General features: G+C 67.5%; 14 protein-coding genes and 1 rRNA gene. 3 read left to right on the top strand and 12 right to left on the bottom strand.

Going from position 1 to position 20,065, the window contains the following annotated elements; translation table 11 throughout:
* Positions 1–24: 24 nt before the first annotated feature.
* On the top strand, positions 25–1,047 hold the full coding sequence (locus IP91_RS06775) for a diguanylate cyclase domain-containing protein (RefSeq protein ID WP_145647937.1): 1,023 nt from the start codon (positions 25–27) through the stop codon (positions 1,045–1,047).
* A 10-nt stretch (positions 1,048–1,057) separates the two neighbouring features.
* Here the strand turns inward: IP91_RS06775 and murB are convergent, their stop codons facing one another.
* A complete protein-coding gene (murB, locus tag IP91_RS06780) occupies positions 1,058–2,092 on the bottom strand; it encodes a UDP-N-acetylmuramate dehydrogenase (protein WP_145647938.1) in 1,035 nt (344 codons plus the stop codon).
* A gap of 149 nt (positions 2,093–2,241) precedes the next feature.
* Between murB and IP91_RS06785 the strand changes: the two genes are divergently transcribed.
* Together IP91_RS06785 and IP91_RS06790 are read left to right on the top strand one after the other, a co-directional pair.
* On the top strand, positions 2,242–2,727 hold the full coding sequence (locus IP91_RS06785) for a YajQ family cyclic di-GMP-binding protein (protein ID WP_145647939.1): 486 nt from the start codon (positions 2,242–2,244) through the stop codon (positions 2,725–2,727).
* A 30-nt stretch (positions 2,728–2,757) separates the two neighbouring features.
* Positions 2,758–4,029 (top strand): nitronate monooxygenase, encoded by a 1,272-nt coding sequence (locus tag IP91_RS06790; protein ID WP_145647940.1) that lies wholly within the window; start codon positions 2,758–2,760, stop codon positions 4,027–4,029.
* Between the two features lie 51 nt (positions 4,030–4,080).
* On the opposite strand, the gene IP91_RS06795 is transcribed toward IP91_RS06790, so the two are convergent.
* From IP91_RS06795 to rrf, 11 genes are all read right to left on the bottom strand, one after another.
* On the bottom strand, positions 4,081–5,562 hold the full coding sequence (locus IP91_RS06795) for a DUF3482 domain-containing protein (protein ID WP_145647941.1): 1,482 nt from the start codon (positions 5,560–5,562) through the stop codon (positions 4,081–4,083).
* Positions 5,559–6,995 (bottom strand): DUF2868 domain-containing protein, encoded by a 1,437-nt coding sequence (locus IP91_RS06800; RefSeq protein WP_145647942.1) that lies wholly within the window; start codon positions 6,993–6,995, stop codon positions 5,559–5,561. The genes IP91_RS06795 and IP91_RS06800 overlap by 4 nt, the downstream gene beginning before the upstream one ends.
* 93 nt (positions 6,996–7,088) lie before the next feature.
* Complete coding sequence (locus IP91_RS06805; RefSeq protein ID WP_145647943.1) at positions 7,089–7,604, bottom strand: hypothetical protein; 516 nt, start codon at positions 7,602–7,604, stop codon at positions 7,089–7,091.
* A 59-nt stretch (positions 7,605–7,663) separates the two neighbouring features.
* A complete protein-coding gene (locus IP91_RS06810; RefSeq protein WP_145647944.1) occupies positions 7,664–8,419 on the bottom strand; it encodes a DUF2135 domain-containing protein in 756 nt (251 codons plus the stop codon).
* A 2-nt stretch (positions 8,420–8,421) separates the two neighbouring features.
* Positions 8,422–9,219, bottom strand: a complete 798-nt coding sequence (locus IP91_RS06815) for a YfaP family protein (RefSeq protein WP_145647945.1) — start codon at positions 9,217–9,219, stop codon at positions 8,422–8,424.
* Positions 9,216–10,904, bottom strand: a complete 1,689-nt coding sequence (locus IP91_RS06820) for a DUF2300 domain-containing protein (RefSeq protein WP_229473953.1) — start codon at positions 10,902–10,904, stop codon at positions 9,216–9,218. The genes IP91_RS06815 and IP91_RS06820 overlap by 4 nt, the downstream gene beginning before the upstream one ends.
* Positions 10,901–15,424 (bottom strand): alpha-2-macroglobulin family protein, encoded by a 4,524-nt coding sequence (locus IP91_RS06825; RefSeq protein ID WP_229473955.1) that lies wholly within the window; start codon positions 15,422–15,424, stop codon positions 10,901–10,903. The genes IP91_RS06820 and IP91_RS06825 overlap by 4 nt, the downstream gene beginning before the upstream one ends.
* A gap of 8 nt (positions 15,425–15,432) precedes the next feature.
* Entirely contained in the window at positions 15,433–16,104 is a 672-nt protein-coding gene (locus tag IP91_RS06830) for a DUF1175 domain-containing protein (protein ID WP_145647946.1), read from the bottom strand.
* Positions 16,083–17,663 (bottom strand): DUF2138 family protein, encoded by a 1,581-nt coding sequence (locus IP91_RS06835; RefSeq protein ID WP_145647947.1) that lies wholly within the window; start codon positions 17,661–17,663, stop codon positions 16,083–16,085. Before IP91_RS06835 ends, IP91_RS06830 begins: the two co-directional genes overlap by 22 nt.
* A 120-nt stretch (positions 17,664–17,783) precedes the next feature.
* The gene (locus tag IP91_RS06840; protein WP_145647948.1) at positions 17,784–19,568 is read right to left on the bottom strand and encodes a hypothetical protein; all 1,785 of its coding nucleotides are present in this window, start codon (positions 19,566–19,568) and stop codon (positions 17,784–17,786) included.
* Between the two features lie 235 nt (positions 19,569–19,803).
* A 5S ribosomal RNA gene (gene rrf / locus IP91_RS06845) occupies positions 19,804–19,916 on the bottom strand.
* Between the last annotated feature and the right edge of the window lie 149 nt (positions 19,917–20,065).

Consider the following 20,065-nt stretch of genomic DNA (forward strand, 5'->3'; position numbering starts at 1 on the left):
GTTCAAACTTTATTAGGAAGCCCGATGTCGCAGGACTTCACCGCTGGCGCGGAACCGGAAATCACCCTCACCCCGTTCAAAGTGCGCGTACTGCTGGTCGACGACCAGCTGCTGGTCATCGAGGCCGTGCGCCGCATGGTGGCGGACCAGCCCGATATCGAATTCCACTTCGTGACCGACCCGGCGCGTGCCGAGGAATGCGCCGTGCGCCTGCAGCCCACCGTCATCCTGCAGGACCTGATGATGCCGGGCTGGGACGGCTTCGACCTGATCCGCAGCTACCGCGCCCAGCCGGACCTGAAGCACGTGCCCGTCATCGTGCTGTCCGCCAAGGAGGAGCCGGCCTCGAAGGCACACGGCTTTGCCGTCGGCGCCAACGACTATCTGGTGAAGGTGCCGGACCGCCTGGAACTGCTGGCGCGCATCCGTTATCACTCGGGCGCCTACATCAGCCGCCTGCAGCGCGACGAGGCCTTCCGCTTCCTGCGCGAGAGCCAGAAGAACCTGGCCGAGGCGAACATCGAGCTGCACAAGCTGGCCGCGCTGGACAGCCTGACGGGCATCGCCAACCGCCGCCGCTTCGACGAAACGCTGCTGCAGGAATGGCAGCGCGCCCAGCGCGAGCGCCGTCCCCTGTCGCTGCTGCTGTGCGATATCGACTGCTTCAAGATGTACAACGACACGTTCGGCCACCTGGGCGGGGACCTGTGCCTGAAGAAGACGGCGGCCGTGCTGACGGCCTGCCTGAAGCGCCCGGCCGACCTGGCGGCCCGCTACGGCGGCGAGGAGTTCGCCATCGTGCTGCCCGATACGGATGCCCCCGGTGCCCGCATCGTGGCCGAGGAATGCCTGCGCAGCCTGATGAAGCTGAAGATGGACAATCCGCAGTCGGTGCACGGCATCGTCACGCTGTCGATCGGCGTGGCCACCCTCGTGCCGGCACCGGGCACCGCGCCCTCGCACCTGGTGGAAGGCGCCGACCGCGCGCTGTACGCCGCCAAGGGCGAAGGCCGCAACCGCGCCGTCAGCGTGGCCCAGCTGCTCTGAACCCGGTTCGCTACACGAACACGGGTTCCGGCTCCAGCAGCACGCCGTAGCGCGCCTGCACATCGGCCTGGATCGCTTCGGCCAGCCGCTGCACGTCGGCACCCGTGGCGCCCCCATGGTTCACCAATACCAGCGCCTGTTTCGGGTAGACCCCGGCCGCACCCAGGCTTTTCCCCTTCCAGCCGCACTGGTCGATCAGCCAGCCGGCGGCCAGCTTCTCGCTGCCGTCTTCCTGGCGGTGATGGACGAGATCGGGAAAGCGCGCCAGCAGCGCCCTGCACGCTTCGCTGCCGACCACGGGATTCTTGAAGAAGCTGCCGGCATTGCCGATCACGGCCGGATCGGGCAGCTTGCGGCGGCGGATGGCGACCACGGCATCGGCCACATTCTGCGGCGTGGGCGACACAATCCCCGCCATGGCATTGGCCAGCTCGGCATAGCGCAGGTTCGGTTGCCAGACGCGCGGCAGCGCGAATGTCACGTCCGTCACGATCAGGTGACGGCCTTCGGGCCCCTTGAAAATGCTGTCGCGGTAGCCGAAGCGGCACGCCGCCCGGTCCAGCGTCACGGTGCTGCCCGACGCCGGGTCGAACGCCGTCAGGCTGTGGAACACATCCTTCGTTTCGAGGCCGTAGGCGCCGATGTTCTGGATCGGCGCGGCGCCCACCGTGCCCGGGATCAGCGACAGGTTCTCCAGGCCGCCCAGGCCCTGCGCCAGCGTGTACTGCACGAAGTCGTGCCAGTTCTCCCCCGCCTCGCCACGCACATGCACGTGACCGGCATCGCCCGGCAGGATGGCCCGGCCGCGCGTGGCCAGGTGGATGACCAGGCCGTCGAAGTCGCCCGTCAGCAGCAGGTTGCTGCCGCCGCCCAGCACCAGCCGGGGCAGCGTCGCCAGTGCCGGGTCGGCCTTCAGCGCGGCGAACAGGGCCGGCAGCCCCTCCGCATGGTCGATCCGGGCGTAATGCCGGGCGTGCGCGGCAATGCCGAAGGTATTGAGTTCACGGAGGGGAAAATCGCTGGCAATGGCGGGTGCGGAAGGCATGGCAGGCTGGGTCATCTGGCCGATTATAGGGGCAATATGAGGGAAATGAGGCGTGGCCCACACAAAAACGATCGAGCGTTCGGGCCGTTGTCCGTTAAAATATCGCATCTTTGGCGGGCGACCGCCGGCAACAACAGAAAGGAAACACCATGCCATCGTTTGACGTCGTATCCGAAGCCGACATGATCGAGGTACGCAACGCCGTCGACCAGTCGAACAAGGAAATCACCACGCGTTTCGACTTCAAGGGCAGCGATGCCCGCGTCGAGCAGAAGGAAAACGAGCTGACGGCGTTTGCCGACTCCGATTTCCAGCTGCAGCAGGTGAAGGACGTGCTGACCAACAAGCTGGCCAAGCGCAAGGTGGACGTGCGCTTCCTGGACGAAGGCAAGATCGAGAAGATCGGCGGCGACAAGGTCAAGCAGGTGATCAAGGTGAAGAACGGCCTCGAGACGGAAGATGCCAAGAAGATCACCAAGATCATCAAGGAAAGCAAGATGAAGGTGCAGGCCAGCATCCAGGGCGAATCCGTGCGGGTGACCGGCGCCAAGCGCGACGACCTGCAGGCCGCCATGGCCATGCTGCGCAAGGAAGTGGCCGATACGCCGCTCGAGTTCAACAACTTCCGCGACTGACCCGCACGTTCGGGAGTCCAGAGGATAGCAATGAAATGTGTTGACGATTTTCGCCTGAAGTTCGGCGACAAGGAATACGTACCCATCATGATCGGCGGCATGGGCGTGGACATTTCCACGTCCGAGCTGGCGCTGGAAGCGGCACGCCTGGGCGGTATCGGCCATATCTCCGATGCGATGGTCGAGGATGTGTCCGACCGCCGCTTCGACACGACCTTCGTGAAGGACAAGACGAAGCTCTACAAGTTCAACATCAACAATATGGACAAGGCGGTGGTGCAGTTCGACCTGAACCGCCTGGCCGAAGCGCAGCGCCTGCACATCGGTAAAACGATGGAAGCGAAAAAAGGTCCCGGCCTGATCTTCGTGAACTGCATGGAGAAGCTGACGATGAACGGCCCGCGCGAAACGCTGCGCGTGCGCCTGAACGCGGCGCTCGATGCGGGCATCGACGGCATCACGCTGTCGGCCGGCCTGCACTTCAACTCGTTCGGCCTGATGGCGGACCATCCCCGCTTCCGCGAAGCGAAGCTGGGCATCATCGTCTCGTCCGTGCGCGCGCTGACGATCTTCCTGCGCAAGAACGCCAAGCTGGACCGCCTGCCGGACTTCGTGATCGTGGAAGGCCCGCTGGCCGGCGGCCACCTGGGCTTCGGCCTGGAAGACTGGCAGGACTACGACCTGCACACGATTACCGCCGAAGTGCTGGCCTACCTGAAGGCCGAGAACCTGGACGTGCCGGTGATCGCCGCCGGCGGCATCTTCACCGGCAGCGATGCCGTGTCGTTCCTGGAAATGGGCGCGGCCGGCGTGCAGGTGGCCACCCGCTTCACGATCGCCAAGGAATGCGGCCTGCCCGCCAAGGTCAAGCAGGAATATGCCAAGGCCTCCGAGGAGGACGTGATCGTCAACGGCATCTCGCCGACCGGATACCCGATGCGCATGCTGCGCAGCACGCCGGCCATCGGCGCCAACACGCGCCCCGGCTGCGAGTCGTACGGCTACCTGCTCGATGCCACCGGCAACTGCTCGTACATCAACTCGTACAACCGCGACGTGGTGGCCAACGGCGGCAGCGACAAGGGCATCAAGGTGATGGACAAGACCTGCCTGTGCACGCACATGCGCAATTTTAATTGCTGGACCTGCGGCCACTACACGTACCGCCTGAAGGACACCACGGTGAAGCTGGAGAACGGCGACTACCTGCTGCCCTCGGCGGAACACATCTTCAAGGACTACCAGTTCAGCACGGACAACCGCATCGCCCTGCCGCCACTCGAGGAAGTGCAGACGGCGTAGCGGTCGTTCCTGCCATTGAAAAGGGCGCTGCCTGCGAGGGCAGCGCCCTTTTTATTTGGCGACCGTGCGCGCGTGCAGGATCGGCGTGGCCGGATACAGCCGCTCCAGCACCTGCAGCGCGATGTCGGAGACGAGCTGCGTCGCCGGGCCGATATCGGCCGCGCCGTCCTCGCGCAGCGTGCGCCAGAGCGCCTCGACGGCCGGCTCGCGCAGGGCCACGGCCTGCTCCACTTCGTCCTGCCAGAATGCCGGCGCCTCGCTTTCGACGAAGTTGCCGCGGCCGCGGCCGAAGTGGGCCACCGCCAGGTAGCGCAGCACGTTCGTGACGAGCAGCGTGCGCAGGAAATCGTCCGACAGCGTGATCGACGGGATGCGCCGCTCCGTGCCGGCATTGAAGCCCCAGGCGGCGCCGGCAAACGTCAGCGCGCCGATCACGCCGCCGAGCAGCGCCCCGGTGCCGAGCGTGAGGCCGCCGGCCGCCAGGTCCGCGGACAAACCCGTCGCAGCCCCCGAAACGATGGCACCCAGCAGCGCCGCCTGGGCCTTCTCGACGGGTGCACGCACGACGAAGTTGTTGCTGACGCGGGCATTGATGGTGGGCGCCGCGCTGGCATCGAGGCGGTGCAGCGCCAGCAGGCAGACCGTGGCCTGGCCGATGCCGAGATTGAGGCGCGCCACCAGCGTGTTCATGGCCCGCTCCTGGCGCTTGCGCTCGTCGCCCTTGCCGATGCCGACCAGTTTCAGGGCCGCGCCGACCACGCCCTTGTCTTCCGTCTCGACGAGCTGGCGGTCACGCACCGCATCGTGCAGCTGCTGCGCGATGATGGCCATCGACTGGTGGAAGCGGCGCGCGTTCTGCGTTTCCCAGCTGTCGAACAGGCGGTCGTGCGCCGCACGCTTTTCTTCCGGCACCAGCCGCCCCACCGCTTCGTAGAACACGCGCTCGTGCACCCAGCAGCGCGCGAACGCGTCCAGCGGCAGCACGTCGCGCACCACGCCATACTGGCGCAGGTGCTCGCGCCAGCGGCCCTGCTCCGCTGCCTCCTTGTGCGCGGGCCGCGGTGGCCCCATCTGGTTGAGCAGCACCAGCACGGGCTTGTCCAGCCACTGCAGGATGTGCATCTCGGAAGCGAGATAGCCGGCATCCTCGGGACGTTCGGCCGAGTTCACGAGGTACAGCACCACGTCGGCCGCATCGCGCGCCGCGCGCAGCGCCTGCTGGCTGAGCCAGAACGGCCGGTCGCGGTAACGGTCCACCACCTCGCGCAGGAACCAGCCGATCGGATTGCGCGCCATGGCCAGGCGCTTCATCAGGCGCACCGAGTCGCCGAAGCCGGGCGTGTCCCACAGCAGCAGGCGGTCGCCCGCTTCGGTGGCCTGAAGCGTGTGCGCCTCGCTGAGCGCCGTCACGTGCGCCGCATCGCGCACTTCGCCCACGTCCATGCCCAGCAGCGTGCGCGCCAGCGTGGTCTTGCCATTGTTGGTGTGCGAAACGAGCGCCAGCTCGATCGTGTTGTTCCTGTCGCCGCTCATGCGATGTCTCCCGCCGGCGCTGGGGGCAGCAGGTTGACGACCGTCGGTTCCGCGCCATGGAAGATGCAGAACTCGCGCCACAGCTCGACGCGTTCGCGCAGCCGCAGCGGATCGGTGCTGCGTGCGCTGAACGCGGATTCGTCGAGCAGTACGCCCGGCCGTTGTGCCAGCGACGCCAGCGCCTGCACGATGAGGGCGCCGTGGTTCTCCTTCTCCGGCGTGGCGGCAAGGCTGAACAGCAGCACGGTCGAGGTGGCGCTCTTGTCGGCGGGGTCGATATTGGCAGCCGCGAGATCCGCGCCATACGGCACTGCCGGCAGCAGCCGTGCCGTGGCCCGCTCGCCCAGGAGTTGCACGGCCACCGCCTCCAGGCCACGGCTGCGCGCTTCGTCCACCGTGTAGCTGTAAGGGATCACGCGCAGCACCCCCGCTTCACCGCCGGCAGCATCGCTCAGCTGGCGGAAATACGGCTGGTCCAGGTCGAGGGGGAAGCGGCGTTTCAGCACGGCTGCGCGGGCCGCCGCGAAGCCGGCCAGCACGAGGCGCGGCAGGATCACCAGCAGCACGATCGTGGCCGCGTACAGGTGCACCCAGCGCGCGCCACCCGCCGCGCCGGCCGTGAGCGTGCCGGTCTGGTAGTTCAGCGCCTGCACGTCCGCCAGCGTGAAGCCAGGCAGGTGGAACACCGTCGTCGCCGGCCAGAACAGCACGGTCAGCAGCTCGTGCACCTGGGCCGGCACGAGGAAGGTGCTTTCCCAGCCGGCGCCATACTGCGCCAGCATGCCGCGCGCGTACAGCGACAGCACGGCGCCCAGTGCGAACAGCGCGGCCGACAGGTGCACGGTGCGCGACAGCCGCGCGCCATTGAGCTTGGCGCTGAGCTGTGCCCACTCGGCCATGAAGGCCAGCAGGCCGGCGCCCAGCGCATTGGGCATCTTGCGCGGCAGTGCCGAGGTGCCGACCGACAGGCGGCGGATCCAGCCCCGGCGCAGGCGCGTGGTGCCGGCCTTCGGAATGCACAGCCAGACCAGCATCACGAGATACACCAGCAGGTTCCAGGCGATGATGGCCAGCAGCGGCGCGGACAGCAGGTCCACGCGGTGCGGATCGGTGATGCGGTCCAGCGTGGCGCCCAGGATCAGCGCCAGCAGCGGCAGCAGCCAGGTGATGTTGTGCAGGCCGGGATTGCGCTGCGCAAAGGCGGCAAACGGCGGATGCCGCTGCGCCAGCTTGCGGATGATCTGTTCGGAGCGCTGCTGCAGGAAATGGCTGGAGGTGGCGGGCGACTTCGTTTCGGACGCCTGCCACTGCGCCAGTTCGCGCGCGGTGCGGTTCGCGTAGCGGCGGTCGTCGTCGCTAAGGACTTCGTGTTTGGTGTCGGTGGTCTCGATGGCGCGCACCAGCACCACCTGTCTGGCCAACTGCTCGTTCATGGACGTCCTTCCTGTTGAACGGCCATTGTACCGCCGGGTACGCCGCGTCCCCTTCACGATAGGCAGGGCGGCACGGGCCGTGGCACCCTGCCGTCAGCGCGGCATGATCGACCGTACCGGTTTCAGGCGGTCCATGCCGTCCTGCAGCGCGGCCTTGTAGTCGGCCCGTCTGGCGTCCTCGATGACCACCCCGGCCTCGTCATAGACGACGAACGCCTCCGAATAGTCCGCATTGCCGCCGCCGACCGAGTAGTACAGCACGGCGTTCTCGCCGCCCTTCGCATCGCGCCTGCCGCAGCCCCACTGCACCACGAACAGGTTCTTCAGCGTGCCGGCCTTGCCGGTCTCCCGCGTCAGCGCCTTGCCCAGTTCCGGCAGCGTGGCCTTGCGCTCCTTGCCGGCATGGCTCACGGTCAGCACCTGCGGCTTGCAGGTATTGAGTTCGGTCTCGTCCTTGCCGGGCCGGCAGGTCGAGGCCAGCACGTAGCGCGTGGCGCCGCATTGCAGCGTGGCGGTCGTCACGGCGAACCTGTCGGCGGCACTGGCCGGGTTGGTGATGGAGGCGGCCAGCATGGCCAATGCGACGAGGTGTTTGCTTGCGATACTCATGTGGTTGCTCATGGGGTTGCTCATGGGGTTGCTCATGGGGTTGCTCATGTGGTCGTCTCTCAGGGGAAGACAAAGGATTTCACCAGCGTCAGCTCGCCGGCGGCGCGCAGCGGCACCTGGAACACCTGCTGCTTTTCGCGCGGCGTGCCTTCGTTGGTGATGACGGCGACCTGCGCCACGGTGACGGCCTGCTGGTTGCCGCCGCTGCCGTAGTAGTTCACGTAGACGTGGTAATTGCCCTTCGGCGGCATCGCGCTGGAGAAAATCTCCGGGCCATAGCCGGTGGTGACATCGACATCGAGCGCCCCGCCATCGGGCACCACGCGGTTGCCGTACCAGGCGTGGCCGCCGCCGGGCGTGACGACGTGCAGGTCCAGGTCCGTGCCGGCGCTGTCCCACGACAGCACCACGCGCAGCCGCGCCTGCGTCTTGCCGGCATAGCTGTCGACGAACTGCGTGCGCGTGCGGCTTTTTCCGTCGGCGGAACGGACTTCGACGCTGTTCGAGCCGCTGCCGAAGCCGTAGGGCCGGCCGAAGCTGCCATCCTCGTGCACTTCCAGCGGCATGGCCACGCCATTGACGACCAGCGTGGCGGGCTTGCCCTTCACGGCATTGGCAATGCGGCCGCGGATCTGTGCCGACTGCGCCTGGCCCGGCTGCAGGTTGACCGTATTGGCCGGATAGTTGATGCCCTGCGTGTACAGCTCGCGCGCGCCGGCCGAATTGCGCCAGCCGCCCTGCGGCGTGTCGATCGTTACCTGGGCATGGCTGGCGGTGGCCAGCAAGGCGAATGCGGTTAAAAGTCGTCGTGCCATGGTCAGAACCGGAAGGTTTTCACGAGCGTCAGCTCGCCGATATTACGCAGCGGGATCACGAAGTCCTCCCGCCGTTCCTTCGGCGTGTTCTCGTTGAACACGAGCGTGACGCGGCTGGTGACGACGGGGTACTGGCGCGTGGCCTCGTCGAAGTGGTAGCCGGACGCGCCGAAGTTGCCCCAGTAGTTGATCCACACCTGGTAGGTGCCCTTCTGCGGCGCCGTCATCACGAAGTTTTCAGGTCCGGGGCCGTCCACCGTGTCGCCATCGAGCCCGCCGCCATTGCTCAGGGCCGGATGGGCCCAGAAGGCATGCTGGCCGTCCGGCGTGACGACGTGCAGGTCCACCTCGGCCTGGTTGTCGTCCCACGCGGCGACCACGCGGATGACGGGCTGCGGCCGGCCGCTGTCGGCCTCGTAGAACTGCACGCGCTTGACGCTCCTGCCGTCCGCACCGCGGATCTCCACGCTGTTCGAACCGGCGCCGAACGAGTAGGCGCGCGCGTAGCGGCCTTCGTCGTCCGTGTACAGCGGCGTGGGGTTGCCGTTCACGACCAGCTTCGGGAACGGCCGCTTGGTGCCGGCCTGCGCCAGGTGGCCCGTGATCATGCGGCGGTTCTTCTGCGCGCCGCGGTCGATCAGCGAGTAGGGATAGTTCTTGGCCAGTTCGGCGGACTTGTCGGTCAGGCCGGCGCGGTTCCAGCCGCCGGTGGGCGCCGTGAGGGTGCGTTCCTGCGCGTGGGTGGATGCGAGGGCAAAGCCGAGGGCACCACATAGCGCGCATGCCAGAAGTCGGTTCATAACGTCTCCGGATTCAGTTCCGCCAGCCGGCGCGCCAGGCGCTCGACATAGGCTTCGTCCTGGCCGCGCGGATGCATGCGCAGGCCCAGGTGCAGGTATTCGTGGGCCAGCGTGATGCGGTCCTCGCGCGAGGCCAGCGGGCGCATGAAGATGCGGTTGCGTGACTGCTCCGAGTACGGCGCGCCCGTGTTCAGCGCACAGACGAGCGGCAGCACGGCGGGCCGTTCGTAGCCTGCCTCGCTGCGCAGGGTGCGTTCCCAGCGCGGCAGGGCCCGCGCCAGCCAGTCCTCGTTGCTGGCCAGCCGGCGGCAGCGCGTGCCGCTGTTGCCGGCGATGCCCAGCGTGCCACGCGGCCAGGTGGCTGCTAGCAGCTCGTCGAAGCGCTTGCCATCGCGCGCCTGGGCCACCGCCTGCGTCCAGGCCAGCGTGTCCGGCGCGGGCGCATCGCGGTGATAGCGCACCGTGGCGTCCTCGATCACCAGCTGGTCGGTCCAGCGCGCGCCGTGCAGTGCCGCGGCGCTGGGCGGATTCGGGCTGACGCGCTGCGTGGCGCTGCTGTCGGCGATGTGCTGGCAGCCGGCCACGCGCTGCGCGTTCTGCTGCAGATAGCTGCGCGCCGCGATGGCCAGCGCCTTGGCCGCTTCCGGCTGCGCCGTGCCGCCCTCGCGGTCCACCACGCGCGCCACGTATTCGTTGACGGTGAAGCGGCCCCGTACCTGCGGCCGGCCCGCGGCATCGCGCTCGACCAGCATGTCGCCGGTGCCCTGCACCGCCAGGCTGTTGCCGTTCTCGAACTGCACGACATGGCGGCCATTCAGCGGCCCCTTCGTGACGGGACCGCGCGGCCCCGTCACGCTCCTCAGAGGATAGCGGGTGAAATAGTCGACCGTCACGCAGCCGCTGTCTTCCGGCTGCGCGGGCGGCAGGGCGGCGGCGAGGCGTGGCGCCCACTGGCGGAAGATCGCGGCGCTGGCGCCCGTGCCGGCAAACCAGACGGGCGTGCCGTCGGCCAGCCAGCCGGCTGCGCCCCCCAGGCGCTGGTCGCTGCCGCCACGTTGCGGCGTTTCGTGCCACGAGAACGTCTTGACGCGCAGCTGGCTGCCGAACCAGCGCACCGTGTCCGCACCGCGGCCATCGAGCACCACGCGCAGCAGCGCGCTTTCCGCTTCGGCGCGGCTGGCCGCGGGCACGCTGTCCAGCACCGCCAGCAGGCTGTCCAGCCGTACCGTGCGTTCCGGCGACAGGCGGGCCGGCGCGCCCAGCCAGGCGGTGTCGCCCGCTGGTGCGCTGCCGAGCCGCTCCGTCCAGTACGCGCGCCACGGCGCATCGCCGATCCTCAGCCGCCGCGGCGCGAAGAACGGACCGCACGACTGCGCCAGCGCCGCATCGCGCTCGACCGACTTGCCGGCATCACAGCAGTACACCTCTTCCGGATCGCGGCCCGTGCAACGGTAGGCCGGGAGCGGCGTGCGCGTGTCCACCGCATAGACGTAGACGAACAGTTTCCACAGGCTACCGAGCGGCACGGCGCGGCCGCCGTCGAACGGCTGCGGTGCCGGACCGCCGTCGCGCAGCTGCGTGACCTGCGTCTGCCCGTCGCGGCGCCAGGCCACGTCGAGCGAGGCGGCACCGGCCAAGGCCGGGACAAGCAGAATGGCAGCCAGCGCGGCAGAGGGTCGCATCATTCCACTTTCAGCGTGCGCTGCAGCTTGCCGTTGCCTTCCAGCGCCTTCTGCTCCGGCTGGTAGACGCGGTAGTAGCGCGCCGGCGGCAGCACGTAACTGCCCTTCTGGCCAAAGCGCAGCAGGTGGCGCACCACCGTTTCGCCTTCCAGCGGATCGACGGGGACCGTGTAGCCATCCGGCCGCTCCGCATGGCGGGCCCGTTCCAGCGGTGCGGGCTTGTCGCCCGCCATGACGATGCCCCAGGTCGTCTGTTCCACGTTGGCGCCCGGCGGCAGCGGCACCTCCAGCATGCCGAAGCGCTGCTTGCCACCACCCGCCGGTTTCAGACGGATCTCATCGAGGTACAGCTCATCGGTGCGCAGTGCTTCGTCCGCCTTCACGGGCTCGGTGGTGTAGCCACCGCTGACGGCCTTCATGCGCAGGATGCGGCGTTCGACGGTGACCGGCAGCGCCGCCGTTTCCGCCGCGCGGCTGTCGTACTGCACCACCGCGACGGTGCCGGCGGCCGGCGTACCCGCCACCTGCAGCTGGGCCGGCAGCGCCTTCGGATCGGTCCACCGCCACTGCGCCTGGCCGCCGGCCGTGTCCACCTTGCGCCAGGTGCCTTCGGCTGCCAGCGCAGGCCCCTTGCCTTCTGTTTTATATGCGGCGCCGCCCAGCTTCTTCTGCACCCACAGCAGCGTGAGCGCGCGGTCCAGCGTCGGCATGTCGGCGCGCACCGATGCCAGTACCGCTTCGGCCTGCGTCGCCGGCAGTTCGCCCGCCAGCAGCAGCAGCGCCTGCGCGGCCGGTGCGGGATTCTCGCGCAGCGTTTGCCACGCCGCCGTCACGCGCCCCTGCAGCGCCTCGGGCAGGACGACGCCGTTCTCGGCCGCCACGACGGCGGTCAGCCCCAGTGCCATCGCCTGCGTGGCGGCATCGTCGCCCAGCATGGCGCTGGACGTTGCGGGCAACCGGCCGGCACCGGTGGCAGGCGTGGTGGCCATCGCGCTGTCCACCAGCCCGGAGGCCAGCGTCTTCGTCGGCAGGCCGATGTCGTGCGCCATCCACAGCGTCAGCGCGCGATGGCCCACGCTTTCCAGCAGGCCGTGGTCGCTGTAGACCTTCAGCAGGTTGTCCCAGTGTTCCGCCGGAAGATCGATCTTCAGCGCCCGCGCCGCGTACCAGTCGGCGTAATACGCATACGCCGTCATCAGCGCGCTGTCCTGCGTGCCGTTGCCCCACCAGCCGAACACGGCATCCGGTCCCGCCATCTGCACCAGGCGCAGGCGCTGGTTCTGCAGGCTGGCCATCAGGCGGTCCTTCAGGCCGGCCGCATCCGGCGGCAGGCTTTGCGCCACCATCGTCAGCGGGATGATGCGGCTGGCGGTCTGCTCGACGCTGCCGAACGGGTAGTCGAGCAGGTCTTCCGCGATGCGGGCAAAGTGGCTGGCCGCACCCTGCGCGAACGAGACACGCACATTGCGCGCATCGGCCGGCAGTTTCAGGGGCGTGACGGCACCGGCCAGCGGCACGGTCAGCGAACGGGGGCTGCTCCAGCCGGCCGGCTGCACCTGCATGGCCGTGTCGAGGGCATCGACCACCTTGCCGTTCTGCTTGACTTCCAGGTGCAGCGCACCGGCCGTGGCGGCCAGCGGGAATTCGACGAAACTGGCGCCCGGTGCCGCATCGAGCTTGACGCTCTTCATGCCGGCATTGGTGGTGAGTGCCACTTCCAGCGCCGCCTTCGCACCGCTCTGGTTGAACACGGCGACGGTGGCGCGCGGCGCATCGCCGGCACGCATCCAGCCCGGCGCCGTCCACTTGGCGAAGAACGCCTTGTCCGAGCGCAGGTAGCCGGTGCGCTGGCCCACGCGGCCCTGCGCGTCCATCGCGCGCCCCGTGATGCGCCAGCGCGTCAGCGCATCGGGCATCGTGAACGTGACGCGGGCACGCCCTGCGGCATCCGTCTGCAGCGACGGCACCCACAGCGCGGTATCGACATTGTCGCGGCGCGGCCGTTCCAGCACCTTCACGCCGCGCTCGTTGTAGTTGTGCCGCGCCGGCGTGCCGGACAGGCGGCCCTGCGCCAGGTCGTAGCTGATGAACGACAGGCTGGCCGTGGTGCGCACGTTGTTGCGGCGCGGGTGGTAGAAGAAGTCGCCGATCTCCGGTGCGATCTCCGGCTGCAGCACGTAGATCATCTCGTCGACGACGCCCAGCGCCACCAGCGTCGCCACGGGCTTGCCGTCCAGCGTGGCCGTGACATCCAGCGTGACCTTCTCGCCCGGCTGGTAGACCGGCTTGTCGGTCGCGAACTGCAGCGCGATGCGGGGCTCGATGATCTGCAGGCCGGCGTTCTCGAACACGAATTCGCCATTGCGCACCTGGGCCACGGAGAACGTGATGTTCGGGCCGTGCTCCGCGCTGACGGGAATGCGCACGCGCCACTGGTTTGGCGCCACGCGCGTGGCCTTGAACCACGCTGCGCCGCCCTGCAGCAGGCCATACTGTTCGACCTTGTCCCGTTCCAGCGTCACGAGCGCCTGGTCGGCGGGGCCGGAGAACGTGACGAGCGCCTCGGCCGTTTCGCCGGCGCGGTAGCGTGCCTTGTCCAGCACGATCTCGATGCTGCCGGGCGTCGTCTTCAGCCCCGCGCCGCTGACCCAGTGGCTGGTGGCGGCCACCAGGTTGCCCCGTTCGTCGCGCAGGTTCAGCTGGTACGAGCCGGCTGCCGGGAACTTCACGTCCCACGTCTTCGCGGCGGGGTTGAACGCGCCTTCCGTCTTCGTCTGCGATTCGAGCTGCACCATTTCCCATTTCACCGCCTTGGCGTCGGTGGTGCCGCCCGCCTGCGGCACGACGTCGAAGCGGATGGTCTGGCCCGGGTCGGAGAACTGGCGCGCGGCCTTCAGCTGGTACGTGGTGGCGGAGCGGGCGATCAGCAGCTCGCGCGTGGCCTTGACGCGGTACGCTGCGCCATCGGTGGCCAGGATGGTGAGGATGTAGCGCGACGGATCGGCCGCCGGCGGCAGCGAGAAGTCGGCATTGCCGCTGCTGTCCGTCTTCAGTTCGACGGTCTTCAGGTCGACGGGGAACAGGCCACTGTAGCGCAGCTCGCCTTCCACCAGCGTGTTCTGCTGGCCGCGCAGCGACAGCGTGAGGGCCGCGTTCTTCACCGGCTTGCCGTCCGCATAGCGCAGGGCGATCTTGCCGTCGACCCGCTCGCCCGTCTTGAACTCGGGCTTGGCGGGCTGCACGTCGATCTCGAAGTGGGGCTTGATGTATTCGGCCACGCGGAAGGCAGCGCCATACAGGCCGCCCTGGTAGCTGAAGCGCAGTTCATAGCCGCCGGCAGTCGCGCCTTCGGGCAGGCGGAAGCGCGTTTCGCTGCCCGTGTCGGGCGAGAGCTGCAGCGTCTGCGTCAGCAGTGGCGTGCCGTTCGGGTCGAACACGGTGAGGCCGATGGGTGCTGCCGCGGCGGCCTGCGAGTTGCGGGCGGAGGTGAATTCGCGGCCCAGGAACTTGACGTTGACTTCGTCGCCGGGCCGGTACAACGGGCGGTCCGTCACGGCATACAGCTTGGTGTTGTAGATCTCGCTGTCATAGTAAAAATTCTCGGAGACGAACACGCCGCCCGATTTGTCCTCGCCCATCACGTAGGTGTGTTCCGGGCTGCTGCGTTCCAGCGACGCGACGCCATCGGCACCCGTGACGCCGGACTGCAGCACGCCCGTGCCATCGGTCCACACCAGGTTCGTGCCCGCCACGGCGGCGCTGTTGTCACGCCGCGTGCTCCACACGAGCATCTGGCCGGCCGAGACCTTGGTGACGGCCACCGTGTCGGAGACGAAGACCAGCGTGGTGGCACGGTGCTCGCCGATGATGGCCTCCACCAGGTACAGGCCCGGCTTGCGCTTGCCGATCGGGATCATCACATTGCCCGGTCCCGCCTCGATGAATTCGCTGCTCGAGCCATCCAGCTTGACGCCCTTCGGCGGCTGGATCGGCTGCGCGCGCCAGATCGGATAACGGAAGCTGTCCACCATGTCGTAGCCCTTCAGGGGCTTGTACTGGGGATTGTTCTGGAAGACCGTGGGCCGGCGGATGGCTTCATTCGTCTTCAACTGTGGCTGCTCGGTGGTGACGGCCTTGCGCGCATCGCTCGAGAACAGCTTGCGCCAGGCGAGGCGCGACTGCTTCCACCAGCTGTCCCACAGGTAGCGCAGCGTGTTGGCCAGTCCCTCGCCCTGGAAATTGCCCTCGACCTGGACGCGGTGCAGGTTGCGCTGCTTCTTCAGGAACTCGAGCGGCTCGGGCACGCGGTACACGACGATGTCCGCCCCCGAGTAGGCTTCCAGCGTCATGCGCGCCATGTCGCGGCCCGGCACTTCCAGCCGCACGCGCGCCTCTTCGGCCGAACCGAAGCCGGTGTCGGCCAGCAGGAAGAACGGCTCGCCCTTGAACGGCGTGTAGTTGCTGGGCTCCTGCGCGACGGCGCCGCCCGGCGTGGCCAGCAACGCCAGCCACGCCGTCAGCACGCACAGCTTCAGGACAGAAACGAGAGCCGATAGATGCCGGCGAAATTGGGATTGTCGACCGTCGGTTGCCACCGGGTGTCCTTCCACGTCGTGAGTTGTTGGAGGCCGACGGTGCGCAGACCGTTGTCCGTCGGGGTATTGGTACCGGTGTGGTAGGCGATGCGTCCGCCCATCCACACCATCAGGTGCTGCTCGTCGCCCTGGTCGAAGAACAGCAGGTCGCCCGGCTGCGCCTGGCCCATCTCGCGCGACACGAAGCGGCTGTTGTTCTGCACCAGCGCGATGGCGGTGACGAAGTGACCGACCTGGCCATCCGACTGCACCCAGCGGTTGCGCAGCGCGGCCTGCGGCGGTGTCAGGTCCAGCTCGGGCGGCAGGCGCCGGTCGGTGGCGATGCCGTTCGCGCGCAGCCATTTCGCATCGTGCGGGACCAGCGCCTCGTTGACGGCGAAGCGCACCAGGCCCGCGCAGTCGCGGTGATGCCAGCGCGGCGATGGCCCCCCCTCCATCTGCGCGCTGACGATGCGCAGCATCCAGGCCCGGAAGGCGCGGCTTTGCGGCGGCGTCAGGCGCACCTGCTCCGTCGCGGCGCGCTTCAATGCCCATGCGGGTGCTGCGATGACGGCCGCCATCGCCATGATGCCCGTGCGGCGGTCCATCAGCGCGCGATCGCCTGCCATTCCAGCGGCGCCCAGGCGATGCCCGATGCGGGCAGCTGCCTGAGCACCATCCGGTAGGCCGGATATTTTTTCAATGCGTTCAGGCGCGGCACCAGATGCTGGTCCGCCGCGGCACGCAGCACGGGCTCCTGCCCTGGCGGCAGGCTGCCGAACGCTTCGGTTTCGATCAGCCGCGCCAGCGACGCGGGGGCGATCACGCCCACGGTGTGCGCCGCATCGGGCAGCTGGTCGGCGATGGCGGCGGCCTGCTTGCGCCGCACCTGCAGCACCTTGTTCACCAGTGCCGCGTCGGCCGAGAAGACGACCACGTTGCCGGACACGGCCAGCGTCGGCTGCGCATTGCCCTGCTGCGTGGCGACGGTACGCTGCCACTGCGTCGCGCCATTCGCTGCAGTCCCCTTCGGTGGCTCGCCCTTGCCGCCGACGGTGGCGGCGAACAGGTTGCCCAGCAGGGCCTCCGATGCTTGCGCGCGCGTTGCAACGAACACCGGCGTGTGCAGGCGCGAATCGCCGTACCAGCAGGCCGCTGCAGGGCCGGTCATCTGTGCGGCCAATGGCTGCAACGGTTCCTTGCTGTCGATGCGCTGGAGGACCGGCTCCATCGATTTCCAGTCCGCCGGGACGGTAAAGCAGGCGCTCGGATTGTGCGGGAGCGACGACCACAGCGCCGTGCTGTCGTAGCCGCCCTTCTGCAGCCTGGTCGCGTCGAGCAGCGCCTGCGAGCGCCACGCGCCCTTGCTGAAGTCGAAGCGCAGGGCTTCCAGCGCGCCGAAGAACGGCTGGTAGCCGAAGGAGAGGAAGTCGGCCTTCACGGCGACGCTGTGGCCGTCGACGGGGCCTTTCGCCAGATGGAACTGGTCATGGAAAGCGCGCTGGCCCGCCGGGTCTTTCGCCAGCAGCGCGATGACGGCCTTCTCGGCTGCGCGATCGGTTTTCTTGCCGTCCTCGCCGCCGTACAGCATGCCGGCGTGCGACAGGATCACCAGGCGCTCGCCATGGGCGGCAAACAGCAGCGTGCGGCCCTGGGCATATTCGAGCGCGAAGACCTTTACGTCATCGCCGTCGACACCCAGTTCGCCGGCGATCTTCAGCTGCGAATCTTTCAGCGCGACCTTGCCGGCTTCTTCCAGCACCTTCGTCAGCCCGTTGCGCGAGACGGCGATCGCGAAATGCTGCAGCCGTCCGTCTGCATCGCGCCACAGCGCCACGTCCGCAGGCTGGTCGAGGACCGTGCGGATCAGCTGGTCGCCCCAGTTCAGCTCGTGCTCGTAGGCGATGCGGCGCAGGCTGCCCTTCAGGCCCAGCCGGTCGTCGTTCTGCTCGTAGTAGAACAGGAAGTCCTCGCGCAGCACGTCGCGCGCGAGGGGAATCGTCAGCAGGTCCCGCGGCAGCGTCGACAGGCTTTTCGTGACGATCAGCGCATCCGGCTTCGACAGGTCGAGGTGAAGCGCATTGACGTTCCCCGACAGATGCCCCCAACCCCATGTCCGATATCCCACGACTGCGACCGCCACGATTGCCATGCCGGCAGCCACCTTCCCCAGCGTTTTTTTATTCATCCCGCGCTTCCGTGAATAAACTTATTAATTAGTTATTACTAATTTTATCATTATTTAATTGCGCGGTAGGAACTTTTTCAACCGCGCGCAACAGGTATGCGCGCGTGCAGCTCCGTGGACTTACTGCGTCATTTCCTCCGGCTGCGGCGCAGGTTGTTTGCTGACGGCGCGCGGCGCTGCCCTGCGGCGCCAGAAGAGCCAACCGGCCAGGCCGATGCCCGCGACGATGACGGCGATCGGCAACGGAACAGGCGATGGCTCCTGCTCCGGCACACTGCGGGCATCGCGCAACGCTGCCGGGAAAGGACGGACCGCGGCCGGCACGGTCTTCCAGTCCGCCTGGTCGGCCGGTACCCGCGCGCGAAATTCGTCGAAGGAGAAGACCGGCGCCGAACCCGTCGCGCGGCTGGAGGGCACCTGTGGAATCCGCACGAGGAAAATGGCCTCGACATCGCCGGCCAGCAGGCGCTCGTAGCCGCTCAGAGGACGGCCGGTGCCCGATGCGCCGACCATCGACAGCAGATCCAGGCCGGCGGCCTCGAAAGCCACGGCTGGCAGGAGCCGCGTCTGCTCCTCGTTCAGGTAATCGTAGATCCTGCGGCCGCTTTGCAAGCTGACGTCCTTCGCTGCGATGTAGGCATAGGCGCCCAGCGATTTCAGCGGCGCCGTGGGCCCGCGGCGGGGAATCCGCCAGCCGAGCGCATCGAACACGTCCAGGCTGATGCCGGCGCAGTTGGCAGTGGCATGGCGGTACTGGAAATCATGGCGGTACAGGTGGTTGAACACGCGCTGCACGCCGCCCTGGAATGCAGCGGCGGTACGCTCGTGATTCAGGACCGCCACCAGCATCGTCGACGGGCGGTAGTACTGCTGGCCGCTGTTCAGGTCCATCAGGTAGTTATCCATCGGCAGCGTGGCCGCGACGATGCCCTTCTCGCTGACGGCGTCAAGATTGTAGAAATTGTTGACGGCCCAGTCGAACCATTCGCCGTGCACACCGATCCGGCCTGTGGCGACGGCGAAATGACCACCCAGCGACTCGTCGTCGTCACCCTGTGCGCCATTCAGGAGAAAACCCAGTACCGGCTTGCGCTGCCAGTTGCGGGGCTGGCCCGGATGCCGCTCCCACAGCAGACGCGTTTCGATGCCGCGCGCGGGCTTGACCGGCGCGCGCACGAATGCGGCGAGGTCGGCCGGCGATTGCAGCGGTCTGGCTGCCAGCCGCGCGGGATCGAACGCGAAATCGGCCGGCCAGATCGTGCGGGCGACAAATACGTCGTTCCCGCTGCTGCTGTCGATGGCGCCGCGCATCCGCACTTCACGGCCCGAGAAGAAAGCGGCGGTCGCCTCGTTGGCATAGGAGCGGTTGGTGGCCAGCCTGGGTGCCAGCCGGATATCGAGTTCGGTTTGGTCGGCAGTCTGCACTCTGGTGCCGCTCGGCAGCATCGCAGCGTGTTCGAAAATGGCCGGAGCGCCGATCCATGCGAGCATTGGATAGGCCAGCTTCTCCCCGCCGGACGCTGCGGCCCAGTTCGCCACATCTGCCTGTCGGTCGACGCCATTCGTGTAGCCCGACACCGGTACCCCGTCGCGGGGCACGGCGATGGCCTCGGTTTCGAAGTACCACAGGCCCTGCTTCAGCATCCTGCAGTCGCGGCACTTCCCGGAGACGAGCCGCATGCCGTCCGCAGGCAAGAGGCCGATCGCCTCCTGTTCCAGGGCGCCCTTCAGCCCGGCGGGAGCTTTGCCGGCAGCCGCCTCTGCGACGCAATCCGTCGAGATGAATGCAACGAAGGCCGCAGCTGCGGCCAGAAATTTTCCAAGCATGCTGAGCCCCCAGTCCCGATAAACGATAAAGAATGGGAGCTTAGCGGGGCCGGATTTTTTAAAATTGATCTCCAGCAATGAGGCAGACCGGATGGGGAGAATATCTGGCGGGAGGAACCGGACTGGCACGCCGATAGTCGGGAGAGATTATTCGAAAACGGGTGCATGTCTGGAAGCCGAAGGAGGAAATCCTGCTAACCCCCAGATCCCTGGCGGAGGTGAGGTCGGCAAATGGCCGGCCCGGCAACCGAATAACCCTTCAGAATGCGAAAAACCCCCGCCAGATCACTGACGGGGGTTTCTCTATATAACAGCCTGACGATAACCTACTTTCACACTGGTTGCAGCACTATCATCGGCGCAAAGTCGTTTCACGGTCCTGTTCGGGATGGGAAGGGGTGGGACCGACTTGCTATGGTCATCAGGCATGACTTGTACACAGTCTCGTTCCCGATGGGGCAACGACACTGCTGAATCTGGAAGAAGTAAAGTGGGGTATCTCAAACACAGGTAAATGCTTGTTATTGACTATAACCGTCAAGGTTATAGGGACAAGCCTTACGGGCAATTAGTAT

It is taken from the genome of Pseudoduganella lurida, assembly GCF_007830455.1.
GTDB lineage: Bacteria > Pseudomonadota > Gammaproteobacteria > Burkholderiales > Burkholderiaceae_D > Rugamonas > Rugamonas lurida.